Annotated in this window: 27 protein-coding genes, 1 tRNA gene and 2 pseudogenes; 6 read left to right on the top strand and 24 right to left on the bottom strand. The window is 37.9% G+C overall.

From position 1 onward, the window contains the following. Nucleotides 1-53: 53 nt before the first annotated feature. The 3 genes and pseudogenes from PVV68_RS04380 to PVV68_RS04370 form a co-directional block, all read right to left on the bottom strand. Nucleotides 54-254 carry a hypothetical protein gene (locus PVV68_RS04380; RefSeq protein ID WP_273722071.1) on the bottom strand — a complete coding sequence of 67 codons (201 nt, stop codon included), beginning with the start codon at nt 252-254 and terminating at the stop codon, nt 54-56. A gap of 12 nt (nt 255-266) precedes the next feature. After that, on the bottom strand, nt 267-860 hold the full coding sequence (locus PVV68_RS04375; protein ID WP_273782679.1) for a baseplate assembly protein: 594 nt from the start codon (nt 858-860) through the stop codon (nt 267-269). Beyond that, nucleotides 857-1,162, bottom strand: a pseudogene (locus PVV68_RS04370) (hypothetical protein); the annotation flags it as partial. The pseudogene PVV68_RS04370 and the gene PVV68_RS04375, both read right to left, overlap by 4 nt. A 4-nt stretch (nt 1,163-1,166) precedes the next feature. On the opposite strand from PVV68_RS04370, the pseudogene PVV68_RS04365 reads away from it, so the two are divergent. Then, nucleotides 1,167-1,434 (top strand): annotated as a pseudogene (locus PVV68_RS04365) (helicase-related protein); the annotation flags it as partial. Between the two features lie 221 nt (nt 1,435-1,655). On the opposite strand, the gene PVV68_RS04360 reads toward PVV68_RS04365, so the two are convergent. The 6 genes from PVV68_RS04360 to folE form a co-directional block, all read right to left on the bottom strand. Beyond that, entirely contained in the window at nt 1,656-3,053 is a 1,398-nt protein-coding gene (locus tag PVV68_RS04360) for an L-serine ammonia-lyase (protein WP_273720725.1), read from the bottom strand. Between the two features lie 878 nt (nt 3,054-3,931). Then, nucleotides 3,932-4,612, bottom strand: a complete 681-nt coding sequence (locus tag PVV68_RS04355) for a nitroreductase (protein WP_273720724.1) — start codon at nt 4,610-4,612, stop codon at nt 3,932-3,934. Nucleotides 4,613-4,964: 352 nt separating this feature from the next. Further along, nucleotides 4,965-5,483, bottom strand: a complete 519-nt coding sequence (locus PVV68_RS04350; protein WP_273720723.1) for a hypothetical protein — start codon at nt 5,481-5,483, stop codon at nt 4,965-4,967. A gap of 109 nt (nt 5,484-5,592) precedes the next feature. Beyond that, nucleotides 5,593-6,813, bottom strand: coding sequence for an alpha/beta hydrolase (locus PVV68_RS04345; protein ID WP_404978433.1), 1,221 nt, complete (start codon nt 6,811-6,813; stop codon nt 5,593-5,595). Between the two features lie 568 nt (nt 6,814-7,381). Then, nucleotides 7,382-7,466: transfer RNA gene (locus PVV68_RS04340), tRNA-Leu, on the bottom strand. 135 nt (nt 7,467-7,601) lie between these two features. Beyond that, nucleotides 7,602-8,225, bottom strand: coding sequence for a GTP cyclohydrolase I FolE (gene folE, locus PVV68_RS04335; RefSeq protein ID WP_273720722.1), 624 nt, complete (start codon nt 8,223-8,225; stop codon nt 7,602-7,604). 125 nt (nt 8,226-8,350) lie between these two features. On the opposite strand from folE, the gene PVV68_RS04330 reads away from it, so the two are divergent. The 3 genes from PVV68_RS04330 (at nt 8,351) to thrS (ending at nt 11,228) form a co-directional block, all read left to right on the top strand. Then, nucleotides 8,351-8,779 (top strand): iron-sulfur cluster assembly scaffold protein, encoded by a 429-nt coding sequence (locus PVV68_RS04330; protein ID WP_273720721.1) that lies wholly within the window; start codon nt 8,351-8,353, stop codon nt 8,777-8,779. After that, nucleotides 8,780-9,133 (top strand): membrane protein insertion efficiency factor YidD, encoded by a 354-nt coding sequence (gene yidD / locus PVV68_RS04325; RefSeq protein WP_273720720.1) that lies wholly within the window; start codon nt 8,780-8,782, stop codon nt 9,131-9,133. 118 nt (nt 9,134-9,251) lie between these two features. Beyond that, nucleotides 9,252-11,228 (top strand): threonine--tRNA ligase, encoded by a 1,977-nt coding sequence (gene thrS, locus PVV68_RS04320; protein WP_273720719.1) that lies wholly within the window; start codon nt 9,252-9,254, stop codon nt 11,226-11,228. Nucleotides 11,229-11,273: 45 nt separating this feature from the next. On the opposite strand, the gene PVV68_RS04315 is transcribed toward thrS, so the two are convergent. From PVV68_RS04315 to PVV68_RS04295, 5 genes are all read right to left on the bottom strand, one after another. Then, nucleotides 11,274-11,777 (bottom strand): MerR family transcriptional regulator, encoded by a 504-nt coding sequence (locus PVV68_RS04315; protein ID WP_273720718.1) that lies wholly within the window; start codon nt 11,775-11,777, stop codon nt 11,274-11,276. Between the two features lie 205 nt (nt 11,778-11,982). After that, nucleotides 11,983-12,303: an integration host factor subunit alpha gene (locus PVV68_RS04310; RefSeq protein ID WP_273720717.1), complete on the bottom strand. Its 321-nt coding sequence runs from the start codon at nt 12,301-12,303 to the stop codon at nt 11,983-11,985. A gap of 78 nt (nt 12,304-12,381) precedes the next feature. Next, entirely contained in the window at nt 12,382-13,356 is a 975-nt protein-coding gene (locus PVV68_RS04305) for a beta-ketoacyl-ACP synthase III (RefSeq protein ID WP_273720716.1), read from the bottom strand. Nucleotides 13,357-13,392: 36 nt separating this feature from the next. Next, entirely contained in the window at nt 13,393-14,475 is a 1,083-nt protein-coding gene (gene plsX / locus PVV68_RS04300; RefSeq protein ID WP_273720715.1) for a phosphate acyltransferase PlsX, read from the bottom strand. Between the two features lie 127 nt (nt 14,476-14,602). Continuing rightward, entirely contained in the window at nt 14,603-15,160 is a 558-nt protein-coding gene (locus tag PVV68_RS04295; protein WP_273720714.1) for a DUF177 domain-containing protein, read from the bottom strand. 218 nt (nt 15,161-15,378) lie between these two features. Here PVV68_RS04295 and PVV68_RS04290 point away from each other — a divergent pair, with 218 nt between their 5' ends. Continuing rightward, a complete protein-coding gene (locus PVV68_RS04290; protein WP_273720728.1) occupies nt 15,379-15,858 on the top strand; it encodes an outer membrane protein assembly factor BamE in 480 nt (159 codons plus the stop codon). Between the two features lie 52 nt (nt 15,859-15,910). Here PVV68_RS04290 and nusB read toward each other — a convergent pair whose 3' ends face one another. The 6 genes from nusB to glyA are packed head-to-tail and all read right to left on the bottom strand — an operon-like array spanning nt 15,911 to nt 20,445. After that, complete coding sequence (gene nusB / locus PVV68_RS04285; RefSeq protein ID WP_273720713.1) at nt 15,911-16,381, bottom strand: transcription antitermination factor NusB; 471 nt, start codon at nt 16,379-16,381, stop codon at nt 15,911-15,913. Nucleotides 16,382-16,383: 2 nt separating this feature from the next. After that, nucleotides 16,384-16,842 carry a 6,7-dimethyl-8-ribityllumazine synthase gene (locus tag PVV68_RS04280; protein WP_273720712.1) on the bottom strand — a complete coding sequence of 153 codons (459 nt, stop codon included), beginning with the start codon at nt 16,840-16,842 and terminating at the stop codon, nt 16,384-16,386. 56 nt (nt 16,843-16,898) lie between these two features. Continuing rightward, complete coding sequence (locus PVV68_RS04275) at nt 16,899-17,534, bottom strand: riboflavin synthase (RefSeq protein ID WP_273720711.1); 636 nt, start codon at nt 17,532-17,534, stop codon at nt 16,899-16,901. Further along, nucleotides 17,516-18,643: a bifunctional diaminohydroxyphosphoribosylaminopyrimidine deaminase/5-amino-6-(5-phosphoribosylamino)uracil reductase RibD gene (gene ribD / locus PVV68_RS04270; RefSeq protein ID WP_273720710.1), complete on the bottom strand. Its 1,128-nt coding sequence runs from the start codon at nt 18,641-18,643 to the stop codon at nt 17,516-17,518. Before ribD ends, PVV68_RS04275 begins: the two co-directional genes overlap by 19 nt. After that, nucleotides 18,636-19,118 carry a transcriptional regulator NrdR gene (nrdR, locus tag PVV68_RS04265; protein ID WP_273720709.1) on the bottom strand — a complete coding sequence of 161 codons (483 nt, stop codon included), beginning with the start codon at nt 19,116-19,118 and terminating at the stop codon, nt 18,636-18,638. The genes ribD and nrdR overlap by 8 nt, the downstream gene beginning before the upstream one ends. Before the next feature lie 13 nt (nt 19,119-19,131). Continuing rightward, a complete protein-coding gene (gene glyA, locus PVV68_RS04260) occupies nt 19,132-20,445 on the bottom strand; it encodes a serine hydroxymethyltransferase (protein WP_273720708.1) in 1,314 nt (437 codons plus the stop codon). 317 nt (nt 20,446-20,762) lie between these two features. On the opposite strand from glyA, the gene argC reads away from it, so the two are divergent. Continuing rightward, nucleotides 20,763-21,698, top strand: coding sequence for an N-acetyl-gamma-glutamyl-phosphate reductase (gene argC, locus PVV68_RS04255; RefSeq protein ID WP_273720707.1), 936 nt, complete (start codon nt 20,763-20,765; stop codon nt 21,696-21,698). Between the two features lie 20 nt (nt 21,699-21,718). Here argC and PVV68_RS04250 read toward each other — a convergent pair whose 3' ends face one another. The 4 genes from PVV68_RS04250 to hfq all read right to left on the bottom strand — a co-directional run bounded on the left by PVV68_RS04250 (nt 21,719) and on the right by hfq (nt 26,482). Next, nucleotides 21,719-22,795, bottom strand: coding sequence for a COX15/CtaA family protein (locus tag PVV68_RS04250; protein WP_275064928.1), 1,077 nt, complete (start codon nt 22,793-22,795; stop codon nt 21,719-21,721). A gap of 134 nt (nt 22,796-22,929) precedes the next feature. After that, a complete protein-coding gene (locus tag PVV68_RS04245; RefSeq protein WP_273720705.1) occupies nt 22,930-24,705 on the bottom strand; it encodes a hypothetical protein in 1,776 nt (591 codons plus the stop codon). Between the two features lie 141 nt (nt 24,706-24,846). After that, the gene (hflX, locus tag PVV68_RS04240) at nt 24,847-26,190 is read right to left on the bottom strand and encodes a GTPase HflX (protein WP_273720704.1); all 1,344 of its coding nucleotides are present in this window, start codon (nt 26,188-26,190) and stop codon (nt 24,847-24,849) included. Nucleotides 26,191-26,242: 52 nt separating this feature from the next. Beyond that, complete coding sequence (hfq, locus tag PVV68_RS04235; RefSeq protein WP_208440568.1) at nt 26,243-26,482, bottom strand: RNA chaperone Hfq; 240 nt, start codon at nt 26,480-26,482, stop codon at nt 26,243-26,245. Nucleotides 26,483-26,793 lie beyond the last annotated feature (311 nt).

The raw sequence follows: 26,793 nt of genomic DNA, 5'->3' as shown, positions 1-26,793 counted from the left end.
TCAAAGCCATATAAGAGAGAGCCATCCTTTTCGCTCATCCCGCACCGCATGCTTTAAGCCCCCTTTGTTGTCTTTGTGGTAGAAACCGTTGGGGGGGCAGAAACAACAGGTGCTGGTTTTTCAGCAATCTGACCAAGAAGAAGCGGATATTTTGCTGCCTCTTCACTTAAACGAATTTCCTCACCCTTCCCCGGTGAACGCTGTCCTGCAACAAAATCGGCATTGGTTAAAATAACATAAGTATTCTCACGCATCATAAAACTCCTTTAAAGAGGGCTAGAGGTTGTGGAGGGACCCATTTTGACCCCACCATGTTTGTGGCTTGCTCCAACCGATTTTTGATTGTGCTGTAAATCTTCTGCTTGAATCTGCACGCAGTCCGTTAATTCAACACGGGTTGATTGATGACAAAGCATGAGCCCTTGTGCACTCAAACGGACTTCGTTTTCCCCATGGGAGAGAATAAGTTCATCTTTAGTCATTCGCAGTGCGCCCCCCGCATAACAAAGCGCAAGCTCTTGGAAAGAGCGTGCTGGATTTTGTGCATCCTCACTATAGCTATCGCGTACAACCAGAGACGCAGAGCCAATTTCGCCATGGGGATTTAATAAGCGCACTGGATCACCAATGTTTAAAGGCATATTGCTTGAAACAGCACCAGCAGCTTCTTGCGCCTGTAGCCAAGGCGATAAAACCGCTTGTCCATTGGCACCTTCACAAGAAAGCTTCACCCGCACCCTATGCCCATCAATTTGCGCCACCCGCCCCATCATGTGCTGGTTGGCAAGACAGCGTTCAAGCGCATCAAGGCGCTTCATGATTTGCCGAAAGGTCTCGCCCAACAAATGCGCATCATTCATGAACACACCTCATTGTCACATGAAATCAAACCACCTTTGAGTTGTCCTTCATCACAAAAAATATCCTGTCCCAACTGATGCAAATCTTGGTGCCATTCCACCACGCTTATCGATACACCGCGCTGCTTAATCGCCGCAGAAATAATGGGGTCAATTGACACATCCCGCGGGGCGCTCAAATGCGTTAACCCCCACAATTGTCCGCTATGGCATAAAACCCCTATCGCTTCTGCCAAAAGCCAACTGGAAACATCCCGCTCTTTACCTGTGGTGATAATAAAAGCCCCTAAATGAAGATTAGCACCTTTGGCTTTTTGTAAAGATATCAAGACCTCTGAACGTATCCGTGACACATTCAATTCTAAAGGCATGCAGGAAGAATTATTAGATCTTCATAAGCTCTATAAAGAGACCCCGCCTCTTCAGTGTACCTTTGCGCATATTGATGGAACACAAAGCTGCCAAGCAACGCAATGAAGCCCTTGATTGGTTAAAGGAAGATGCGGGGGAGCATGTCTGCTGTGTGCTTACCAATGTAAGATGTCTTTCTGAGGGGATAGATGTTCCTACAATACATCTTTATAAAAATAATTTATCGTTTTATAATCTACATGAGAGCTCCGAATACAAAAACTCTCTTATTCCAAACCTATCTAGACCGAATTAATAAAAAACATTTTCTTGCATACTGCAAGCCAAATATAAAGGGGGTATCAACTTGTACCGTCATAAGCGAACACTCTATAAAGAGTTCACAAGACCCAATATCTCCAAGATTTAATCTCCATTGTGCACTTAACAAGATATTGCATTGACTGCAAGTCCAGCTTTACTCGTTTCCTTATAACGTTCACTCATGTCATGACCTGTCTGGCGCATTGTTTCTATACAAGCATCAAGAGAAACAAAATGTTCCCCATTACCATGTAAAGCAAGAGAAGAAGCTGTCACAGCTTTAACAGCCCCCATTGCGTTGCGCTCAATACAAGGAACCTGTACAAGACCTGCAACGGGATCACAGGTCATTCCCAAATGATGTTCAAGTGCAATTTCGGCTGCATTTTCAATTTGAGCTGGCGTTCCCCCCAATGCCGCTGTTAATCCTGCTGCTGCCATTGAAGATGCCGTACCAACTTCCCCTTGACATCCCACTTCTGCACCAGAAATAGAAGCATTATGCTTGATGACACCACCAATAGCTGCTGCAGTCAATAAAAAATTATGTATTCCTTCTCGATCTGAATCGTCATAAAATTGAAGGTAATAACGCAAAACTGCAGGGACAACACCAGCTGCCCCATTCGTCGGTGCTGTAACAACACGACCACCAGCCGCATTTTCCTCATTCACTGCTATGGCATATACCGAAAGCCAATCATTTGCCCAAAGTGGGTCATTGCGATTTTTCTTTCGATTTTCCAAAAGTGTTTCGTGCAGCTTTTTAGCACGTCTTAAAACATGCAATCCACCTGGCAACTCACCTTCTTGTGAAAGACCTCTATCAATACAATTTGTCATAGCTGAAAAAATGTCATCAAGCCCACTATTAAGAGTAGAACGCTCCATCCTCGTCTCTTCGTTTATACGCTTCATTTCAGCAATTGAAAATCCTGATTTTTCTGCCATTGATAACATTTTACAGGCAGAATCAAAAGGATATGGCACTTCAGATATTTCCGATTGCATATTACCATTTAAATGGCTTAACTCGTCCTCAGTTACGACAAAACCACCACCGATAGAATAATAAATCTGCTGCAAGAGAACATTTCCATGAGCATCAAGCCCTTCAAAGGCAAGACCATTAGTATGTCCAGGGAGAACTTTTGTGCGTTCAAAAATAAGATCTTCTTGCCAATTAAACTGATAAACAGGATGCCCTTCTGGCCGCACCTCTTTTTCACGTGTAACCTTTTCTAACAGATTTTCCATAGAATCAGGATCAACAGTTGAAGCTTTTTCTCCCAAAAGCCCTAAGATAATAGCTCTATCTGTAGCATGACCAATTCCTGTAAAAGCCAAAGAACCATAAAGACAAACACGTATACGAGAAACTGCAACATCAAATGGTCGAGAAAGACTTCGCACAAGAATCTCTTGCAAAAACATATTAGCCGCTGTCATTGGCCCCATCGTATGTGAACTGGAAGGGCCAATACCAATTTTAAAAAGCTCAAAAACAGATAAAAACACACCCCACCCCCCAAACTACATAGAGTTTAAATTATGCCTTTTATCGCATTTGTCCTATTTAAAATCAAATTGCGAGATAAACTAAAAAAATGACAGCAACAAATATGAATGTTGCTCTTCTTGCTACAACCCAACACTTACTTTCTAAAGCGTTTTCCATAGATACCCCTTAAAATAGACAATGATTTTACAACAATCATTCTCTTAATGTTTCAAGCGTAGTAAAATAAATGTTAAGATGCAATATGAAAATTACATAAGAATGAGAACTTCCCACTAAAATATTTTTATAATGCTGAAGTTCTTTAAAATTTACGCGTACTTACATTAAAAAATAATTTCTATGAAAAAAGTTATATAATAAATTGACTTATAACAATAATTCATCATTTTGTCTGTTAAATAAGATGCTCGAAAATTGTACGATTCTCTCATTTCAAATCTTTTGTATATTGTATCAATGAAAATCATTTGCTTGCACCTCAAAAGCAGAGTTAGCGTGTAGTAAAAAGAAATAAAACGCCCCTTATGAACGCTTTAAATGCAAGAGCTATAGGACTAGATCGGAAGCTAGCAAAAAATACGGATAAGACTAGCTTACTGCTTCATAAGCGTAAAGATAATGGTGTTTAAGAGATTTACCACGATACCATTTACAAACAGCAACCATAAGATAGTCCCCGTGTACATTGAAAAAATGTCTCTTTAAAAAACGCAATGAATTTGCAACACAATGGCGTTTTGTTTTACATGAGAAACAAAAGCAGGAAGCAATACGTCATCTCCATTACCGAAAAGACATGGCTTTAGATACTTTTGAAAGCCGTAAAAAAGCTAAAAATTATTTTTCATCTTTATCACTTTATCTTCTCTTCCAACTAAACAAAACGTACAAAGTTCTCGATTGGTTCGCGTTCAGTCTCAAAATTATTTTCTGGAGCACTCGTATCACGATAGCCAAGTGCCATACCACAAATAATATGCCGCTCAGGAGGAACAGATAAAAATGTACGAATTTGTTTATGATAATCAGCAAAAGCAGCTTGAGGACAAGTATCTAATCCAAATCCACGTGCCGCTAACATAAGAGTCTGCATAAACATACCCAAATCAAGCCAGCTTCCCATTTCCATATCATGATCCATTGTAAATAAAAGTCCTACAGGTGCCCCAAAAAATGAAAAATTACGCGCTTTTTGGTGAAGCATTTTTTCCTGCTCACCTTTTTGAATTCCAAGGCTCTTATAAAGATCCAAGCCAATTTTTCGACGCCTTGAAAGATAAGGTTCACGCCATTGACGTGGATAATAGTGATATTCACGCTCTCCTTCTATCCCGGAAAGTACCAAGCGTGAAAGTTCTTCTCCTAACTTCTGTAATACTTCCCCTGTAAGAACAATGACTTGCCATGGCTGAAGATTCGTTCCAGATGGTGCACGTGCCGCCAATTTTAAAATTTCTTCAATTGTTTCCTGAAAAACTGGTTGGTTAGTAAAAGCGCGAATCGACTTCCGTGATAGAATGGATTGAAAGATATCAATAGGAGAACTATCTGTCATTGTTTTTACTTTCTCTGGAAATAGCATGCTCTTTTATTGCCACAACTTACACTGTAATGAGCATTTTAAATGTAAAGGATATCTAAATAAAAGTAAGAGAAGAAAATTTTTCAATACACTTAACGCGTTCTTTTTTGCCTATTTTTCTCATAATTGAACTCTTCTAAGCCCTTTTGAAAAAAACATTCAAGGTGCTAGCAAACGATCCAATGAATTTATGACTAAAGGAATCAGAAAATTTTATTATAAAAAATTTAGAGTAAGAATCGGCTGTTTTTCTTAAAAGAGCTATGCTTTTTTGATTGCATTATTTTCTATAAACTTAAAAACATGTTATATTGACATGTTTTGTTCAAAAAATCTTTTTTTCTGAGCTTGAATATTCTTTCTCAAAAAGATGAGGGCTTTCAACAATGAGTTTTTTTCGTGCTTTTTGTAACTGCTGAATCACTTCATCAATTTTTGATGGAGAACAAAAGGATTCTTGGCTATTTAATAAATGCTGCTTTTCCTGCCCCTCATAAAAACATTGCATTTGAGATTGCAACATTCTCATCTCTTGAAAGAAAAGGCGTCCAGTTTCCTTGAAACCACTATTAAGCGCAAAAAGCTGATCAGAAATTGATAGCAAAATTTGTTTTAAAAAGCGCTCATTTTCTTGGCGTTTTCGATATTCTAAAATGAGAGCATGGCTTATCTCATCCAACTGTTTTTTAGTAGAATCAATTTGACGCAATAAATTTGGTTTTTCCCCCATATGACCTTCTCTCACCTTCAAAAGCATGGCATGAATATCTAATAACTTCACTGCGGAATGAGATAAATAATCAACGAGTGTAGGCGTATTAACATAGCGCTTTCGTGCCACCATCACCACGCACCTCATGACTGGTGTTTACATTCATCCCGCTATTCATTTTTTATTTTATAAAACCATTCTAAAGAAAGTGCTAAAAAACTTATTCGCAATTCATTTATCTTTAGCGCCTCCCCATTCTTTGCCCGCCCATATGTGGAGTTAATGGGGATAATAAGCGTACAGGTGTATAAAAGATAAGATGTGTTGTTTTCTCCAATACACTACTACTATCAGCAAGAAGTGCTTGACTTGGTGACAACTCTGTACCCTGCATAATTGTTGAAGCCAAAGACCCTTCTCGAGAAAGCGCCATCAATGTCGGCGAGGACGCGAAAACATTGTGCGCTCCACCATCAACATGAGAAAAGTCAAGAACAGCTATACCATTTTTACGCAACATCTCAATATCTGAACCATCTCCTACACGATGATGACCACCAGTAAGACGCCCTGAAACAGCGAGTGCTTTATCCGCACGAGATACCAAAATAGCGGTTGGTTGAGGTAATTTCTTAATATCATTAAGCTGGCGTTCGAACACATCAATATCAATGTCTGGCGCTGCCATTAAAAAACTTGTAATACGACGAATAGGTTTATATTTTCCCTGTAATGCTAAAGTTCTAAACGCTTCCATGATAACGAAATTGCCCATAGAATGTGCAATAACAGAAATTTGATCTGCATTGGTTTCGCTAATGAGTGTTAAAAGCTCTATGAGTCCATCACGAGCAAAATTGGCGCTATCACGGTCATAGATATAAAGAGGGACTGATCCAGCAGAAGGCCACGAATAATGTACAGTGACAACATTTAAAGAATAATCATATGTAAACTGAGCAGTACGAAATGTACCATCCGCAAAATTGTTATTATAACCATGAATAAAAAGAAAAATTTCTCTTTTTCCTTTTGGCTTTTTTGCTAAAGCGGCATTTAATTGCTGTTTAAATTGTTCTTTGTTATCGTATTTTTGTAATGCCACTGCTGCAAAATACTTATCGTGTGTAGGTTTATAAGAATTTATTTCAACAAGCCCCTTCATATGTTTTTGAGGGATTCCTACGTCAACACGATTGTAGTGTACTTTATTTGACCGCTCTGATCCATAAGGTTGAGAATAGCTATTTTGCATCATACGACTTGTTGCAACATACACCGGAATAATAGCTTTGGGAGGAATTACTCTGCCTTCAACTTCTCGTTGCACTGCAACCATAGAGGGCGTTGCATGTACCCCATGCCAAAGCACAGCACGTGAATCGCTACATGCTGTTAATAAAGATATGCAAATAAAAAATGCTAAATACTTAAAAAATACTGCGTCTCTCACTAACACCACTCTGTCCTCTTTAAAAGATTTAACATTTCAAATTTTGCAGAAAAACACAAATTTTTTATCAATCTGAAATAAAACCATTACTAAGGATACACTAAAATGATACAAAAAGAAAACCCCACTACATTGCATGGTTTCACGTTGATGATGCAGAGGTGCATTGATGGTTTATAAAGCTTTTCTCTATTTTAGCATAACTTTGTGAAGATTATCTGTACATATTGGGTAATTTTGATGGAGAGAAGTCCTGCTTGTTAAATATTAAAAAAAACTCACCCCCGACACAGAAAACTTAAATGGTGCTATTATTATAAGCCATAGTCTAGTCCCATCAGTATTATTTGTCTTTAGGCAAGTTTTTTACAGATAATGCAGATAATCTATCACGTGTTCTTGTTTTTCTAATTACCTTTTGAATCACCTTTCGAATTGCACTTTTGTGCGCATATCATTAGATATCAAAATCGTATAGAAAATATAAACAATGGAATAAAAAATCAATAAAAACAATTAGTTAGTAAGGAAACAAGATAAACAACGATATCAAATGATATTGTAGAAAATCTATAAGTGGTGCGGTCGAGAAGACTCGAACTTCCACGGGTTGCCCCACAGCGACCTCAACGCTGCGCGTCTACCAATTCCGCCACGACCGCACATGGTGAAGAAAAATATTTTAGTTTCCTGGCTTTAACAAATCACAAAGCAAGGTACAAGCCTATTTTCGCTTTCCCATAATTTATTTTACTCAAACAGTTTATAACCCAATATAAATCATAAGAATGTAGGCTTTACTGTGATCTTTGCACCATCATCATAAAGTTAGCCTGTATAGCCTGATCATTTTCATAACAACCACGAAAACATGTGGTAATCGTTGTTGCCCCTTGCTTTTGAATTCCTCGCATGGCCATGCACATGTGCTCCGCCTCAATCAATACCGCAACACCATGTGGCTGCAGATGCAGCGCTAAAGCATTAGTTATTTGAGCTGTCATAGATTCTTGAGTCTGTAAACGACGAGAAAAAATATCTACAACACGCGCAATTTTTGAAAGTCCAACAACTTTTTTATCAGGAAGATAACCGATATGAGCTTTTCCAACAATTGGGATCATATGGTGCTCACAATGCGAATAAAAAGGGATGTTCTTCACGATTATTGCATCATTGTATCCTGAAACCTCTTCAAAAACGGTATCTAAAATTTCTTCAACCGATTTGCTATAACCCATAAAAAGTTCGCGATACGCTTTAGCTACACGTCTTGGAGTATCTAAAAGTCCTTCTCGATTTGGATTTTCTCCTATCCACAAGAGCAATGTACGAATCGCTTCTTCTACCTCTTCAAAGCTTGGACGCTTCTCTTCGGATAAAAATAGCTCTCTCGTACCTCCTTTAACAACATTATGCATTTAAAAACTCCAAGCTTGCCTTACACAAAACATTTGCTAACTATCTATTTCATTTTGTATAATCTCTATATAAGCGAATGAAAAGCTTAAACAATCACGACTCTCAAACATTTTGGTAATAGCGCATGATTAACAATATCTATAGTGATGAAATACTTGGACATGCTGCACATATAAGTAGAATTGGGCGTCTTTACAATCCGGATGCAACGTCAAAAAAGTGTGCACGCCTTTGCGGTTCAACAATCACTGTAGACTTAAAAGTAGCAAATGATATCGTTACCGATTTTGCCCACGAAGTGCATGCATGTGTGTTAGGACAAGCTTCAGCTTCGCTTTTAGCATCTCATATCATAGGACAAACAACGCAAAATCTGAAAATGTTACATCAAATTATCTGTCAGATGTTAACCCAAGATGGTCCCCCTCCACAAGCTCCCTTTGAAGCCTTTTCTTGTTTACAGCCTCTTAAAGACTATAAAGTACGTCATGCCTCAACAATGCTTCCCTTTGATGCTATTGTGGATTGTATTAAACAAATTGAAGAAAAATAAATGCTTAAATCACAGCTTCAACAAAAAAGGAAACAAAAGCGAAATTATACGGGCCCTTGGAAGAAAACACCGGGGCGATTATTGGGTATTTTCTTGATACGTTTCTATCAAATAACACTTTCCAGTCTCATAGGAAATCAGTGTCGTCACGCACCAACCTGTTCAGAATATACGTATGAAGCAATCGCACGCCATGGGCTATGGGTTGGTGCGTGGATGGGGCTTTTTCGTATTATACGTTGTGGTCCATTTGGAACCCATGGATTTGATCCAGTCCCTACCTCTCTTGAAAGTCCCTATTGTTTTTATAAACCTTGGCGTTACTGGAAAATTTATAAAAAACACAATAAATAATTCTTTTCTTTTTTTATACGTATTGATAAAAAATAGGCTATAGATTTTAATAAATGATAACTATTTTTTTACAAAACCATCCGCAATCGTTAGCGGAATTGGCTTAAAGGGGTATTTTATGTCTTGCTCTGTTTCTCTTTCTTTTCCTGATGGTTCAAAACGTAATTATCCCGCCAAAATGACAGGTCTAGAATTGGCAGAATCCATTTCTAAATCACTTGCAAAAAAAGCAGTCGCCTATAGCCTTAATGGCATCACTCGAGATCTATCGGATCCACTAGAACAAACTGGTCAAATAGAAATTATTACTCGAGAAGATCCCCGTGCTCTTGAACTCATACGTCATGATTGTGCACATGTTTTAGCTGAAGCAGTACAAGAGCTTTTTCCTGAAACACAAGTGACTATTGGTCCTGTTATTGAAAATGGTTTTTATTATGATTTTGCACGCCAACAACCTTTTACATTGGAGGATCTCACCGTTATTGAAAAGAAAATGCGTGAAATTATCCAACGTAATAAACCTTTTAGAAAAGAAATTTGGTCTCGTGAAAAAGCGCACGAGATTTTTTCTGAAAAAGGCGAACTCTATAAAGTTGAGCTTATCGATAGCATTCCCGCAAATCAAGATTTAAAAATCTATTATCAAGGTGATTGGTTTGATCTTTGCCGTGGACCACACATGCAATCTACTGGACAAATTGGCAATGCCTTCAAATTGATGAAAGTTGCAGGTGCTTATTGGCGTGGAGATGCCAATAACCCAATGCTAACAAGAATTTATGGCACGGCATTTGCCAACGAAAATGACTTAAAAGCCTACCTCCACATGCTAGAAGAAGCTGAAAAACGCGATCATCGCCGCTTGGGACGTGAAATGGACTTATTTCATTTTCAAGAAGAAGGACCAGGCATGATTTTTTGGCACAAAAAAGGCTGGAAAATGTTCCAGAATTTGATCAACTATATGCGAAGACGTCTTGATGATCATCAATATGCTGAAGTTAATGCACCACAAGTTCTCGATAGATCACTTTGGGAAATATCTGGTCATTGGGGATGGTATAAAGAAAATATGTTCAAAGTGATTCCAGCCGCTGAGGATTGGGATAATGAATATATTTACGCTCTCAAACCAATGAATTGTCCTGGTCACGTACAGATTTTTAAACATGGTTTAAAGTCTTACCGCGATTTGCCTATCAGATTGGCTGAATTTGGTGTTGTTCATCGTTATGAACCTTCTGGCTCTCTCCATGGACTTATGCGTGTACGCAGCTTTACACAAGATGATGCGCATATTTTTTGTACAGATGAGCAACTCGCTGAGGAGTGCCTGAGTATTAATGATTTAATTTTATCAACTTATGCTGATTTTGGTTTTAAAGAAATTAGCCTTAAGCTTTCTACACGCCCCGAAAAACGGGTTGGTTCTGACGCATTGTGGGATCATGCGGAGAGTATCATGAAATCCGTTCTTCAAACAATTGAAACAAAATTTGCGGGACAAATCAAAACAAGCATCTTACCAGGCGAAGGTGCATTTTACGGTCCAAAATTTGAATATACATTAAAGGACGCTATCGGTCGTGAATGGCAATGTGGCACAACACAAATAGACTTTAATCTTCCTGAACGTTTTGGAGCATTTTATATTGATAAAGATTCAGAAAAGCATCAACCTGTTATGATTCATCGTGCTATTTTTGGCTCAATGGAACGTTTTCTTGGTATATTAATCGAAAATTTTGCTGGACATATACCTCTGTGGCTTGCACCTGAACAAGTCGTTGTGGCAACAATTACATCAGAAGCAAATGAATATGCACAAAAAATAACAGCAAAACTTAAAGCTGTTGGACTTTCTGCAACATCAGACCTTCGTAATGAAAAAATTAACTATAAAATACGTGAACATTCTTTACAAAAAGTTCCTGTGATTTTGGTTTGTGGAAAACGTGAATCTGAAACGAATAGTGTAAACATGCGTCGCTTAGGAAGTACAGAACAAACTCTTTTATCTATAGAAGCAGCGATGAAGCAACTCACAGATGAAGCAACACCACCAGATTTGCGCCGTTTAATAAACGCCTAAACAACACAAAAATATAGAAGAAATTATAAAGAGAGAGAAGCGTCGTTATCGTGCTCTATCAAGCACGCGTTTGCATTCAATCAATTCAAACAGTGTTTCTTGCAATAACGCTTTATCAGTCTTATCTTTATATGCATTAACAGAACCTATCGATGCTTCGCCTTCATTCTTCATAAAACTTAAAAGCCCAAAAGCAGACTTTTTAGGCTTATTGTTGACAGTTTCAAAAGCTTGTCCCGCATGTTTTTTTTCTATTACAATACTCATAGCATCAAGATTTCCATTACCAAATGCAGTAACAAAAGCAACACCATTTTCCTTTAAAAGGCGCTGTACACCTTTTATCGTATAACCCTGATCATAGAGTAACTGTTTAATACCATTGAGCAAATCAACATCAGCTGGACGGTAATACCGCCTTCCCCCGCCACGTTTCATTGGTTTAATCTGCCTAAAACGTGTTTCCCAGAATCTTAACACATGCTGAGGAAGCTCCAACAACTCAGCCACTTCGCTAATTGTGCGAAAAGCATCGGAGCTCTTATCCATTTTGCAACACCTTATCTAAAATATTACGAATGATTTCATGAAAGACTCAATCAATTCTTAATCTCTCAACAAGATTAGTCAAAAATAGGACCACACTTGATGACATTTAAACTAAAAAGCCTTTTTAAACAAAAATGCAACACTCGATTTTATACAGTTTTTTTAACAAATATTAAATATTGTAATAGCATTTAGTTATGCGATATCATTTTTTGCTTGGTTGTCTTGCGCGATGCGAATCAAGAATTCTTTGTTTAAGTATATTTGCGGCCTTAAATGTCACCACACGTCGCGGAGAGATAGGAGCTTCAATACCAGTTTTGGGATTGCGTCCAACGCGCTCATTTTTACTGCGAACTTGAAAGGTTGCAAAAGAAGATAATTTAACTGCCTCACCTCTTACCAATGAATTGCAAATTTCATCTAGAACCAATTCAACCAAAGCTGCTGATTCAGTGTGTGACAAGCCCACCCTTCTACAAACTACGCTCGCTAAATCTGCACGCGTTACTGTCTTACTTGTCATTATAACCACCTATTTCAAATATTAAAAATTAAAAAGTGACTTATACGTTTTATTCAAATATGGTCAAGCGACTATAATCTACCAACGAATAAGAATTGCTCCCCATGTAAACCCACCTCCCATAGCTTCTAACATGATGAGATCTCCTTTTTTAATTCTTCCATCATCAACCGCCGTTTTTAAAGCCAGTGGCACTGATGCTGCGGATGTATTACCGTGTTGATCAACAGTAATCACCACTTTATCTATGGCAATTCCCAATTTTTTAGCTGATGCTTCAATAATACGCTTATTGGCTTGATGAGGTACAAACCAATCTAATTGTGAAGCATCCACACCAGCCGCCGCAAAACAGTCATCAACTACATCCGTTATCATACCAACTGCATATTTAAAAACTTCTCGTCCTTCCATGCGCAAATAACCTGTTGTTTGTGTTGTTGAAGGACCACCATCAACATACAGCTTATCCATATACGCACCATCAGAGCGTAATCTCGTAGACAATATGCCACGATCAAAAGCACTCCCCTCCTCACATTTGTATGCTTCCAAAATAGCAGCACCTGCACCATCACCGAATAAAACACATGTCGTGCGATCTTTCCAATCTAAAATTCGAGAAAATGTGTCAGATCCGATAACTAAAATTCTTTTGGCAGCACCACAGCGTAAATAAGCATCTCCTGTTGTTAAAGCAAAAATAAAACCGGAGCAAACAGCTTGAATATCAAAAGCAAATCCATGACGCATTCCCAAGGCATGCTGAATTTCAACAGCCGAAGCAGGAAAGGTACGATTCGGGGTTGAAGTCGCTAAAATAATACAATCAATATCTTTTATTGTTAAACCAGCATTAAGAAGTGCTGCTTGCGCAGCTTCAACTCCTAAAGAAACAGTTGTTTCATTTTCATTGGCAAGATAACGTTGGCGTATTCCCGTACGCTGAACAATCCATGCATCCGATGTTTCAACAAATTTTGCAATCTCATCATTTGATAAGCTGTCTTGAGGCAAGGCACTTCCTACACCACGCACAATGGATCGAATCATTCGTCCCTAACCTTTTCTTGATACTTTCTAATTGTATTATAAAAGCTTATCATAATCCCCCCCATTCATTATCGCTTCATTTTCTTGATCAAAAAGTGTTTCTTTATTTTCATGGAACCATCGTAAATCAGCAGTTATTTTTTTCAACAGTTCATTATGGACCATTTCATAACCAACACGGATAGCAGATGCAAAACCGTTAGCATTAGCGCTACCATGACTTTTTATGACGACACCATTCAAACCTAAAAGCACACCACCATTCACCCTATCAGGATCCATTTTATTCTTCAGTGTACGAAAAGCGCCCCGCGATAAAAAATAACCAAGAGATGCTAAAAGAGAACTCCGCAGTGCGGAATTTAAGATTTCTGCTATTTGTCGCGCAGTCCCCTCTGCCGTTTTCAAAGCAATATTACCAGAAAATCCTTCTGTTACAACAACATCTACTGTTCCCTTTCCAATATCATTACCTTCAACAAATCCTTTATACTCTAACCCCTCTAATTGCACATCACGCAAGATCATTCCAGCTTTTTTAATTTCATGAAGACCTTTTACCTCTTCAACCCCCACATTTAAAAGCCCAACGGTTGGTTTTTCGGTATGATATAGAGCACGAAACATACCGGCTCCCATAACTGCCAAATCAACCAACTGGCTAGCAGATGCACCAATTGTAGCACCAATATCTAAAACGATACTCTCACTACGCAGTGTTGGCCAAATACCCGCAATTCCTGGACGTTCAGCTTCCGCCATCATTTTTAAACAAAAATAAGACATTGCCATGAGTGCGCCAGTATTGCCAGCAGAAATACAAGCATCAGCTTCGCCATTTTTTACCGCTTCAATTGCATACCACATTGATGATTTACCACGTCCATTGCGAAGTGCTTGACTTGGTTTCTCATCCATACGTGTATAGCTTTCTGTAGGACAGAACTGTGACACAGAGGTTAAACAAGGGTATTTTTTTAAAACTGGCTTAACAACTTCTTCTACGCCATAAAATAGAAAATAAACATCTGGCAAATGTTTTTGTACAATTGCTGCTCCTGCAATAGTTGCTTCCGGACCATAATCACCGCCCATGACATCCACAGAAATTCTAATCACGCTTGCATATCCTACATCTCATTTACGTATTTCAAATGCCTATCACAATTTTTTACTATTGGAACAACAAAAAAACATAGCCTGCGAAAATAGCTTCGCAATAAATAACTTTTTTATATTTTTACAATCATTTCCAACTTTTCAAAACAGAAAATGGTGATAATTTTTGTTCAGATTTTTCTCCATTTTCAATTATACGCATCTTGACTCCCTCTTTGCGGGGATAATGATTAATAGACAACTCCAAAAATTCCTCCATGATAGCACCAATATCAATTTTATCGCCATAAAACACTTCTGGCGTATCTTGTCCCTCCGCATCTAAAAACAATTCCCCTGTATCTTCCAAGATTTTAGGTTTCAACAAATTTGAATCTTCCGGAACAAAAACAACCTCAATATTTTCATGGAGAATATTCTCTAGTGGCTCTAAAGTGATAACACATAATTGTATGATACGTGCCTGCAATAGACCTTTTATACGTACCCCGCGTTTTTTCCACGGAAAAATATGGAATTTTCCCTCACAAGATTTTACTTCAACGAGAGCATGATTTTTAGCTAAATGCGCACATTCTCGTTGGTTTGCACAAATATGAACCCTTATACCTTTTGCAGGTAGAGAGCGTACTGATACTGGATAAGCCAACGCAAATGTCATTTGAGGAATATTTTGCACATTCATTGGCAACTCCCGAATAGGAAAAATATATTGCGCTTTTATTGAGCCAAAACACATTTCATTCATTTTTTTCTTTTCTAAAGAAACTCTGTATGGCATAATTTGCCTTATAACAGGGAAACTCAATGTAGGCTATGGCAGATGAAGCTAAAATGAGAAAAAACTTGAGGTTGCCTTCTTGTAATATGTCTAAATGTAAAAGGGAGATACCATTGTTTCAAATGCCCCAGAGAGTAGACTTGATCAAACGTAAATTATGGATTGGTCTGTCAATAGCAAGCATGGTAGCAATTGCGGGTTGTAGTATTCTTGATTCCTCAGGGACAAGCCAAATATATCAAGAAGGTTACGTTCTTGATAAAAATGCTCTTAACTCTATTGCCATTGGATCAAGCCAAGAGCAAGTTTTGCTCACGCTAGGAACACCATCACTAAAAACAAAATATGACAATGAGGTCTTTTATTATATCTCACAAACACGCTACCGTGGGATGCAATTTATGAAAACAAAAATTATTGATCGTAAAGTTTTGGCCATTTACTTCAACAAAAATAATCAGGTTACTAAGGTAGCCAATTATGGTCTAAAAGACGGTCAAGTTTTTGATTTTATTACACAAACTACACCAACAGCGACAAAAGAGCAGCCTTTTTTAATTCAAATTATAAAAGGTCCAGCAAATTTACCTGTCCATAATTAAGTTATAACAATCTGTATACAACCCTGATAAAATCAGGGTTGTAGCATATTTTTTAAGTGCGGACTTTTTTTGCCATGCTGTCAAGAACTGCATTGACAAGTTTTGGCTCATCGCCTTCAAAAAATGCCTTTGCTATATCTACATATTCGTCCATAACAACAGCAACAGGTACGTCTTGGCGATTAATCAACTCCCACAAACCCGCACGTAAAATTGCGCGTAATATAGAATCAAGACGTGAAAGTGACCACTCTGCAGAAAGCTGCTGATGAAGCATAGGGTCAAGCTGCTTTTGATTCTTTACAACACCAGTAATAATAGCCAAAAACCATTGAAAATCAGCATCAAGATACTGATCTCCATCAATATCTTTTCCTAGACGATAAGCCTCATATTCAGCAGCAGTTTCCATTACACCAGAACCGACTATATCCATTTGATAAAGTGCTTGAACGGCAGCAAGCCTTGCTGCTCCACGTTTATTCGCTAAACGGGGAGAATCTCCTCTTTTCTTCTCAGACATATTTACTGATTATCTCCAAATCTCTTTTTTAGAGCGATCATACATAAAGCAGCTTGAGCAGCAAAACCACCTTTATTTTTTTCATCCTGCCTCGCACGCGCCCATGCTTGTTCTTCATTCTCAACAGTCAAAATACCATTTCCAATAGCCAACAGTTTATGAACAGTTAAATCCATCAAAGCGCGGCAAGAATCATTAGCAACAATTTCAAAATGATATGTTTCACCCCGAATAATACAACCAAGTGCCACATAACCATCGTAAAATACCTTATTACTTTTTTCCGCAAAAGCTATTGCACTTGGTATTTCTAATGCTCCTGGAACCGTTACAACATCATAGCTTGCTTCAGCTCTTTGCAAAGCATTCACTGCACCTCTCAAAAGTGCATCAGAAATCCCCTCATAAAAACGCGCTTCAACAATTAAGAGGTGCGATTTTTTATGGAGTTCTTTTATCATAACCAAATTCTACCAGAAGAATGAATCAATGCGCATAAAATTATAAAGTCTAAAAACTATAAGTAACTTTTAGCTTGTTTATCTTTCATTTTAAAATCAGAGAATTTTGCAGCATAACGAGCAAACTGATCAATTTCTAAGTTGACCTGATCTCCAACTTTAGCTTGTCCCCAAGTGGTCATTTCAAGCGTATGACGAATAATAAGAACATCAAAAAGACAATCCTCGATACAATTAACAGTCAACGAGGTTCCATTAAGTGCAATAGATCCCTTATTTACAATAAAGGGCGTAAACCGTGTTGGAACTTTTAAGAAAAAACGAACTGCATCTCCTTCATTTTTCTGATCAATAATGAGAGCGAGTCCATCAATATGCCCAAAAACCAAATGTCCCCCCATTTCATCACCCAATTTGAGTGAACGTTCTAGATTAATACAAGTTCCTTTTGTCCATCCTGCAAGATTTGTCAAACGCAACGCTTCTTCCCATGCCTCCACAGCAAACCAACTGATATGAGCGTGTTTTGATCCTCTCTCAACAATAGTTAGACAAATTCCTGAACAAGCAATTGATGCACCAATTTTTAAGCTTTCTAGATCATAGTGTGTAGAAATCTTTAAACGCAAGCCCTGCTTTAAAGATTGCACATCTTCAATACAACCGATGTCCGTTATAATCCCTGTGAACATAATGTTTTACGTCTCCATTTATAAAAACGGTCATTTCCAAACATTCTTGTCTCAACTTCATGAAACTGTGAGAGATAATTTCCAAAATGAGGCGCTTCAATACGGTTTTGTCCTAAAATAATGGGTGCATAAAAGCATATTACATGATCCACACAACCAGCATTTAAAAACTTTTCCCCTGTCTTTACCCCCCCCTCAAGTAAAACACTATGAATTCCACGCTGATACAGGAGCTGTAAAATCGCAAGGGGTTGCATGCAACCATTTTTTATTTCTACCGAATACACCAATACACCTGATTTCTCTAGTGCAGTTTTTTTGCTTTCCTTGGCAAGATTCATATCACAAATAATCCATGTAGGAATTCTTTTTGCCGTTTGCACAATTTTTGCATCAAGGGGGACAGATAAATCTGTATCCAAAATAATACGTATGGGCGAACGCATCTCCATCCCTGGCAAACGACAATTCAATTGTGGATCATCTGCTAATATAGTACCAATACCAACAAGAATAGCATTATTTTGAGCACGCAGAATATGCGTATGCGTGTGAGAAATCATTCCACTAATTTTGATTCTCCCCTGCCCTTTTTTTCCCACACCATTATCAGCAGAAATTGCCATTTTCAGAGTAACAGCACAACGTTGCATCTTCCTTATACACCAATGTGTGCACAATGCTTCAAAAGCCTCTTCAGCCAAAACACCTTCAACAACCTCAATACCAGCCGTACGTAAAAGAGCAATACCACGACCATCAACGCGCTTATCTAAGTCAGTAAGAGCAATAACAACCCGAGAAACCCCTGAATCAATAAGCGCATTTACACATGGCGAAGTTTTTCCATAATGCGAACAAGGCTCCAAAGTAACATAAACAGTAGCTCCACGTGCTAAAGAACCTGCCATACGCAAAGCCTGCACTTCAGCATGAGGCCTTCCTTCTATAGCTGTTACACCATAACCAACAATATATGCTCCCGCATCATTATCGTTTTGCACAATCAATGTACCAACCGAAGGATTCTCACCAGTAAGACCGACATGACGCTCTGCCAAACGGATAGCTGCCGCCATAAACCGCTCATCTTGCACTTTTTTATTCATCAAAACAAAATTCTGTATCCGTTACACTCTTTGATAACTCGTCTATAACATCGTGAAAATCACTTGCATTACGAAAATCCCGATAGACAGAAGCAAAGCGGATATAGGCAATATCATCAATTCTTTTCAATGCCTCCATCACAAGATGCCCAATTTTTTCCGAAGCGATTTCTGGTTCCCCCAAACTCTCGAGTTGACGTACAATACCAGAAATCGCTCGTTCAATATGATCAGGATCAATATTCCGTTTCCGTACAGCTATATCAACTGATCGCATTAACTTATCACGATCAAATGGTTCGCATCGTCCACTTTTTTTAGAAACTAAGAGCTCACGCAGCTGAACGCGTTCAAAAGTTGTAAAACGACCGCCACAAACGGAACACACACGCCGACGACGAATAACAGCGCCTTCTTCAGCTGGACGCGAATCTTTGACTTGTGTATCCTCATATTGGCAGTAAGGACAGCGCATCTGTTGTGTATCCTTAACAAGTGCTAAGATAAGAGTAAAGAGGAAATTGATTCGTTATATCTTTCACCTTTTCCCTAACAGCCATTTCAATGACACTATTATCTTCATCGCTTTTTGCTGTCCCAAGACCATCAAGAACTTCTGAAATCAGGTTACCAACTTGAATAAATTCTTTTTCTGCAAAACCACGCGTTGTCGCAGCAGGTGATCCCAAACGAATTCCTGAAGTTATCGATGGTGTTTCAGGATCAAAAGGAATACCATTTTTATTACAAGTAATATGTGCTCGTCCTAAAGCCAATTCAGCACGTTTTCCTGTCACATTTTTAGAACGCAAATCAACCAATAATAAATGATTGTCCGTACCACCAGAAACAATATTAAAACCATTATTCTCTAATGTTTTTGCTAAAGTTTTAGCATTGGTAACAACATCAGCACTGTAACGCTTAAAAGAAGGCTGCAAAGCCTCCGCAAATGCAACAGCTTTAGCCGCAATCACATGCATTAAAGGACCACCTTGAAGACCAGGGAAAATCGCTGAATTAATTTTTTTGGCTAAAGCTTCATCATTTGTTAAGATCAAACCACCCCGTGGACCACGTAACGACTTATGTGTTGTCGTTGTTACAATATGTGCATAGGGAACAGGTGAAGGATGAACACCACCAGCAACCAGACCCGCAATATGTGACATATCAACGAGAAAATAAGCACCGATCTCATCTGCTATTTCACGGAACCGTTTCCAATCCCATAGACGAGGATAAGACGAACCACCTGCAATAATAAGCTTAGGCTTATGTTTTTTTGCAAGGCATTCAACTTCCTCCATATCAAGAATTTGATCTTCTTGACGCACGCCATAGGAAACAACATCAAACCATTTTCCAGACATATTGACAGATGAACCGTGTGTCAAATGACCACCAGCATTTAAATCCAATCCCATAAATGTATCACCAGGCTGGAGTAAAGCTAAAAAGACAGCTTGATTCATTTGGCTACCAGAATTAGGCTGGACATTCGCAAAAGCAGCACCAAAAAGCTGTTTTGCTCGTTCAATTGCTAAATCTTCAACAATATCAACAAACTGACATCCCCCATAATAGCGTTTTCTTGGATAACCTTCTGCATATTTATTTGTTAAAACTGACCCTTGTGCTTCAAGAACCGCCCTTGAAACAATATTCTCTGAAGCTATCAGCTCAATTTCATGTTGTTGACGCTCAAACTCCCCCCTAATTGCATCGAAGATTGCAGAATCGACAGTTTGTAAATTATCATTAAAAAAGCGCTTTTGTATGTCATTCTCTTGCTGAATCATAAAACACATTCCTAGCATTAAAAAATAAATTTACTAAACGATAACACAGCAGATTACGCAAACCAAATATTTTAAATAACTTTCACTCTAAAAGTGTGCAAACTTTATTTTATTCCTTTAATATATAAACGAAAAACATTTCCCTCACGAAAATAACACTACATGAATATTAAGCTTTTCCTCACACACTCTTACTGGTCGCATTGTTTTACAAGCAAAACGATTTATAAATTCAAGAAACGTAAGAATTTAGTTAGTAATCATTTATAATATAATACGCTAAATATGGCAGAAAAAATTCATTTCAGGCAAAGAGAATGGCAACAAAAGTTTTTATTGATGGTGAACATGGCACAACCGGATTACAAATACAAAAACGACTAGCGGAGCGTTCGGATTTTAAATTACTCTCTCTTGCGCATACAGATCGACATAATATTGATATTCGGCGTGACTGTCTTAATCAAACTGACATTGCTATTTTATGTCTTCCAGATAATACTGCACGTGAAACAGTTAACTGGCTTAAAAATAATAAAAAAATTAGAATCATTGATAGCTCAACAGCGCACCGTATTGCACCAGATTGGGTCTATGGTTTTCCTGAAATGACCGCGGGACAAAAAAAACGCATTCAAGCAGCACATTACGTGACCAATCCTGGATGTTACCCTACCGGTGCAATTAGCTTGATTCGACCACTGCGTGAAGCTGGCTTGTTAGATGCTTCTTACCCGATATCAATTAACGCAATATCCGGTTATACCGGTGGAGGAAAACAATTAATTGCACAAATGGAAAACCAATTTCAACAAAATGACGTTCGAGAAAATTATTTTATTTATGGTCTCAATCTTGAACACAAACATGTCCCTGAAATTAAACTCTATGGACAAATGAGCCAAACACCTATTTTTATACCAAGCGTTGGTCGTTTTCCGCAAGGAATGATTGTAAATATTCCACTCTACCGCCATTTACTTACAAAATCAGCCAGTTGTTCTGATCTACGAGAAATTTTTGAAAACCATTACGATGGGCAAAATGTTATAACAATCGCATCACAAGAAGAAACAGATGCTCTCACTAAACTCAATCCAGAATATTTAGCACATACAGACAAGATGAAACTGTTCGTGTTTGGCAATGAACGCGAAGGTATCTTCAATCTCTGTGCCCTCTTCGATAATTTAGGAAAAGGTGCAGCCGCAGCTGCTGTTCAAAATCTCGACTTAATGCTGTCAAGAATCTAGACTTTTCTCGATACATCGCTTTATTCAACAGTGCGATACGCTCCTTTTGTTGCACGCCAATGGGCAACTGAAAAACACAAAACTGCTAACGCAACGCTTTGATGGATAAGTCCTAAGCTTAGGGGCACTTCATGGAGCAAGGTAAGAATACCCAAAAATGCTTGAATAACAATCATAATACATACAAAAAATGCACGACGAGAATGTGTTGAATTTGGCACACTTTTCCGTAAATATAGAACATGAATAACGGCTGCAACAAATAAAAAATAAGCAAAAAAACGATGGACAAATTGAACTGTTAAGGGATTTTCGAAAAAATTGCGCCAAACAGGAGTATGTTGCAACAATCCATCAGGAATAATCTGACCATCCATAAGGGGCCACGTATTATAAACTTTTCCAGCATGAAGTCCTGCAACCAAAGCACCCAAGTAAATTTCGATCAAAATGAAAACAACAAGCCACCCCGCAAAATATTGTATCCTTTGACCTGCTGGTTTTTCTGAATATTCCGCGAGCCCTCGTGATAAATAAGTAACAAAAATAATAACAAAACAAGCTGTTATAAGATGAAACGCTAAACGATATTGGCTCACGCTGGTCAAATTACTTTGGCCAATACCTGAAGCAACCATCCACCAACCAATGAATCCTTGAAATGCAATAAGAATGGGAACAATGGTAAGTTGAAGTAAGATCTTTTTTTCAATACGCTTGATCGCCCAAAACCAAATTAAACCGAATAAAGCAACAACGCCAACAAGACGCCCTAAAACGCGGTGTGCCCATTCCCACCAGAAAATCACCTTAAACGCATTTAACGTCATATCGCGATTAAGCAACTTATATTGTGCTATCTGTTGATATTTTAAAAACTCTTCTTGCCATTGCTCCTCACCAATGGGTGGAATGACACCGTGAATTGGCTTCCACTCAGTTATCGACAACCCTGATCCCGTTAAGCGGGTAGCTCCCCCCACTAAAACAATTGCCAAACAAAGTAATAAAATAGAATAAAGCCACAGGCGAATTTGTGTTCTATTTTTTTTCTGCAATGGTGTCAAAACGCTCTCATTCAAACTCTTTATGGTCATCTCTGATTGCCCCACGTCTCTCTCCAATTACAACTCATTAAAAAACTTAAACATAACAAATCACAACTCTTTTAAATTATGTACTACAACTTTAGTATAAAACAAGGGTAGCACGATAACATGCAATTCATATTCTATGATAGATATGAGGCAACCACACGGTAAACAGTCTTCGGAAACTGTCTCACCATTTTTCGTATCCAATCTTGTTCATTAAGAGCAATACTACAGATATAATAGTCTGTTAGCCTCGCAAATTGTTCAACTCCATATTGAGGTTCACTCTCCATCTCTAAAATAATAAAATCATAATCCTTTTTAAATTCTTGTAAGAGCTTCGGAATACCATCTAAAAAATCTTGTGCAGACACAGCACTCGTTAATCCTTGTGGAAGAATATCAATGCCCGTGTCATAATCACGATAAATCACATCCCGCAACTGAGCATTTCCTGTTAAAATATCGCTCAATCCTCTATGTGGACCAATGACTTTCTCTATTTGTTGACCAGAAATATCCACCAACAAAATGGTTTTGCGCTCTTTGATAAGATGAAGAGAGAGCTTTGCTGCTGTTCGTGCAGCTTCTGGTCCAATGATTGAAATAATCACCGAAGTGCGACGCTTCAAAAAATTTGATAATCCCTCTATTGTAACAAAAGATTCAAGTTCTTCTATTCTTTCAGATATGAAAACGCTCTCATCACTTTTAAAATCATTTTCTTTTACTTTATCTCTCCTTGTTGCAGAACATTGACGAAATAACAATGCCCCTCCCAAAAGAGTAATCAAACTTGTAAAGACACTGATAAGAACATTCTTCCCATAAAGATCCATAAAAGGAATTGCTGTTAACGTTGTTGGTACAACTATATGAATCTTTGTGTTGTGCAAAAGAGAAGAATTCTTATTCATCTCTTTGTTTTGCGCATCTACCACTGCTCTTATTTTATTTTCGAGCTCATTAAACATTTGATTCAAAGATTGGGATTGATCTTTTACAAAAAAGCTCATCCTTTTTTTAAGTTGTTTTTCGAATTCTGTTGCAAGAATCTCATCGGAGTGAAATTGGTGAACAATTTGCAAAATTTTATTTTCTAATTGCTGAGAAACCGCCTCTAATTCTGCAGTCATTGCTTTTATTTGAGGATGTGTCCAGCCTAATTGTGCAACCATATGCGCTCTTTGCGTTTCCAAAAGATCACGCTTAGCTTCCAATGCAGAAATCATTGAATTCCCTGCAATAAACGATAACGACAATAAAGACTGTCCATTCTCCCGCGCCATATTAATAGTAGAATTCAAACTCGTTAAATGAATACGCTTTAAAGTCGCTTCCATTAATTGCACAGAAAGATCATGAAGTTCTGTTTGTTTTATATTGTGATAAATGAAAGAATCAACAGATGAACGGAATCCATGCATTATGTCCAAAATTTTAGTCTTATCATAGTGTTGAGAAGTTTGTTGTTCTATTAACAATAATTTTTGTTGCTGTTGTATGATTGCTTTTGAAAATGCCGAAAACCAAATCTCTAATCCGTGTTGAGCAGCTTCAAGTGTTTCTGCTTCAAAAATAAGATCAAAGAAATTACCATTGCGCAACAAACGGATATTTTCACGAAAATCTTTCTTTTGAGAGCTCCCTAAAGAAAGACTCTGTAAGCGTGAATCGTTTAAAACTATGGGCTGTGACAGAAGAAAAGCGATAACATTATTTTGTTTATCAATTGGCAAAGGCTTCCCAATAGAATCCGATACTGAAAATGTTAAGGTTGCCCGATAAATCCGTGGCTGAACAAAATAATATACCCAAATCAAAGATGTACAGAGCACTGCTAATAACAAAACAACCAAAATGTTTTGCAATACTGTACGTACCAACAGTTTTTTATCGCACTTAAGAATCATCTTTCTTTCAACCAGCAAAATACTTCATGATTTTTATTTAAGAGAAAGTAGTAACTATCCTCTTAACTTGAATTCATATTATTTTGCGATAAGAAAACCATAAAATTTAAGAAAAAATATTCAAGAATATCTACAAAAACTTTAGTTCAGATTTTGTTTGATGTAATCTAAGCGTTTTTTTGCTTCACAGGTAAGTACTGCTCTAATGGTAACAGAACCATCATCATGCCCTTCTTGCATAATCTCACCAGAATTTTCATAAAACCAATCAATAAGCGACATTTGATGAGGTCTTAAAAGACATTCAACCTTTTGCATTTCTCCAAAAATCCGCTTTTCAATTGCTGTCAATAATTGACCCAATCCATCGCCCATGAGCGCTGATACCATTACCGCAGGATTTAATCGTGTTTTTGCATTTGTTTGCAAGACATTTAATGCTTGTTCATCCAGGATATCAATTTTGTTCCAAACTTCTATGATACGTTCCGTATCATCAATATCAATACCAAGACTTGAAAGTACTCTCAAAACATCCTGAGCATGCACACGATGATCAAAATCAGACATATCTCTCACATGAAGAATGAGATCAGCTTCAACCACTTCTTCAAGGGTTGCTTTAAAAGCTGCAATCAAATGCGTTGGTAAGTTAGAAATAAAGCCTACCGTATCAGACAAAAGAATAGTTTGTCCATGGGGAAGAATAACTTTGCGCAAAGCTGGATCCAGTGTTGCAAACAACATATTCTTTGCCAAGACATCTGCACCACTTAAATGATTAAAAAGCGTTGATTTTCCTGTATTGGTATATCCAACTAAAGCAACAACAGGATGGGGTGTTTTTTTTCTTTTCGCTCTATGAAGCGCACGTGTTTTCATAACTGTTTCTAATTCGCGACGGATACGAACAATTTTCTCTTGCAAACGACGCCTATCTTCTTCAATCTGCGTTTCACCAGGTCCCCCTAAAAAGCCACGGCCACCACGTTGCCTTTCCAAGTGTGTCCAACTACGCACCAGCCTGCTTTTTTGATAAGATAAATGCGCTAATTCAACTTGTAGAACACCTTCTTTTGTCCGCGCACGCTCTCCAAAAATTTCAAGAATGAGAGCCGTTCTATCAATAACTTTACAATGCCATAATTTTTCTAAATTACGCTGCTGCACGGGCGTTAAAGAATAATCTACAATCGCAAGTTCAATAGAATATTCACTTATATATTGGGCAAGCGCCTCTACTTTACCCTTTCCAAACAAAGTCGCTGGACGAAGTGTAACAATATTAACCGTCTCATAATAAACAACTTCCAACCTTATAGCACGCGCGAGCCCCAAAGCCTCCTTAAGCCGAGAAGATACTGAACATCCACTTGCAGTATTTTTACTTTCATTTTCTTGGCAAATCGGCACCAAAACAACAGCGCGGACTTTTTTTTCAATTCGCGAAGGAAATCCCCCAAATCTCTTATTTTCATTTATCATGACAATTTAAACATGGGAATGGGATAAGAGATTTCAAAGTGAAGTGACTTGTTTATTCAGAGTTTTCCCCCTCAAACATCTGCACGGATTGTCCGGGCATAATTGTAGAAATAGCATGCTTATAGACCAATTGCGCATGCCCATCACGACGTAGAAGAACACAAAAATTATCAAACGAAGTTACAATACCCGTTAGCTTAACACCATTTACAAGAAAAATTGTAAGAGAAATTTTTTGCTTGCGTACCGTATTTAAAAATACATCTTGTAGGTGTTGTGATCGTTCTGCCATTATTCTTACACCTTTATCTCGAATTGCATCAGAATACCCATGCACGCATATCGACTGAAAAATATCGAATTGTCAACGCAGCAACTTCAAAAATTAGCAAAAGACACTTTTCCTATCAAGAAAAAACAGCCCTTTAAGGTAAGGAGTGCAACAACCTATAAAAACATTAGAAAATACGCGATTTCCAAACGTTTACGTTTTTATACCGTGAAAAGATAAACTCTTAATTTTACATCTCGCAACATTATGCATATCCTATACTCTAAATTATGTGTATTTCAAAATAGTGCGTTTTTCTCGTTAGAATCAAC

The organism is Bartonella sp. ML69XJBT, from assembly GCF_028618515.1.
Lineage (GTDB): Bacteria > Pseudomonadota > Alphaproteobacteria > Rhizobiales > Rhizobiaceae > Bartonella.
The sequence above is the reverse complement of the archived record's forward strand: the minus strand, read 5'-3'. Positions and strand labels throughout refer to the sequence as shown.

Bases quoted from the DNA above. Each gene is read 5' to 3' on its own strand.
- nrdR (WP_273720709.1), bottom strand. From the start codon at position 19,118: ATGCGCTGTCCTTACTGCCAATATGAGGATACACAAGTCAAAGATTCG.
- thrS (WP_273720719.1), top strand. From the start codon at position 9,252: ATGTCTTGCTCTGTTTCTCTTTCTTTTCCTGATGGTTCAAAACGTAAT.
- yidD (WP_273720720.1), top strand. From the start codon at position 8,780: ATGCTTAAATCACAGCTTCAACAAAAAAGGAAACAAAAGCGAAATTAT.
- PVV68_RS04350 (WP_273720723.1), bottom strand. From the start codon at position 5,483: ATGGTGGCACGAAAGCGCTATGTTAATACGCCTACACTCGTTGATTAT.
- PVV68_RS04315 (WP_273720718.1), bottom strand. From the start codon at position 11,777: ATGGATAAGAGCTCCGATGCTTTTCGCACAATTAGCGAAGTGGCTGAG.
- PVV68_RS04330 (WP_273720721.1), top strand. From the start codon at position 8,351: ATGATTAACAATATCTATAGTGATGAAATACTTGGACATGCTGCACAT.
- hfq (WP_208440568.1), bottom strand. From the start codon at position 26,482: ATGGCAGAACGATCACAACACCTACAAGATGTATTTTTAAATACGGTA.
- nusB (WP_273720713.1), bottom strand. From the start codon at position 16,381: ATGTCTGAGAAGAAAAGAGGAGATTCTCCCCGTTTAGCGAATAAACGT.
- PVV68_RS04375 (WP_273782679.1), bottom strand. From the start codon at position 860: ATGAATGATGCGCATTTGTTGGGCGAGACCTTTCGGCAAATCATGAAG.
- glyA (WP_273720708.1), bottom strand. From the start codon at position 20,445: ATGATTCAGCAAGAGAATGACATACAAAAGCGCTTTTTTAATGATAAT.
- PVV68_RS04275 (WP_273720711.1), bottom strand. From the start codon at position 17,534: ATGTTCACAGGGATTATAACGGACATCGGTTGTATTGAAGATGTGCAA.
- folE (WP_273720722.1), bottom strand. From the start codon at position 8,225: ATGCATAATGTTGTTAAAGGAGGTACGAGAGAGCTATTTTTATCCGAA.
- PVV68_RS04305 (WP_273720716.1), bottom strand. From the start codon at position 13,356: ATGATTCGATCCATTGTGCGTGGTGTAGGAAGTGCCTTGCCTCAAGAC.
- PVV68_RS04290 (WP_273720728.1), top strand. From the start codon at position 15,379: ATGCCCCAGAGAGTAGACTTGATCAAACGTAAATTATGGATTGGTCTG.
- PVV68_RS04250 (WP_275064928.1), bottom strand. From the start codon at position 22,795: ATGACCATAAAGAGTTTGAATGAGAGCGTTTTGACACCATTGCAGAAA.
- PVV68_RS04245 (WP_273720705.1), bottom strand. From the start codon at position 24,705: ATGATTCTTAAGTGCGATAAAAAACTGTTGGTACGTACAGTATTGCAA.
- PVV68_RS04380 (WP_273722071.1), bottom strand. From the start codon at position 254: ATGCGTGAGAATACTTATGTTATTTTAACCAATGCCGATTTTGTTGCA.
- hflX (WP_273720704.1), bottom strand. From the start codon at position 26,190: ATGATAAATGAAAATAAGAGATTTGGGGGATTTCCTTCGCGAATTGAA.
- PVV68_RS04280 (WP_273720712.1), bottom strand. From the start codon at position 16,842: ATGATAAAAGAACTCCATAAAAAATCGCACCTCTTAATTGTTGAAGCG.
- PVV68_RS04310 (WP_273720717.1), bottom strand. From the start codon at position 12,303: ATGACAAGTAAGACAGTAACGCGTGCAGATTTAGCGAGCGTAGTTTGT.
- PVV68_RS04355 (WP_273720724.1), bottom strand. From the start codon at position 4,612: ATGACAGATAGTTCTCCTATTGATATCTTTCAATCCATTCTATCACGG.
- argC (WP_273720707.1), top strand. From the start codon at position 20,763: ATGGCAACAAAAGTTTTTATTGATGGTGAACATGGCACAACCGGATTA.
- PVV68_RS04295 (WP_273720714.1), bottom strand. From the start codon at position 15,160: ATGAATGTGCAAAATATTCCTCAAATGACATTTGCGTTGGCTTATCCA.
- ribD (WP_273720710.1), bottom strand. From the start codon at position 18,643: ATGAATAAAAAAGTGCAAGATGAGCGGTTTATGGCGGCAGCTATCCGT.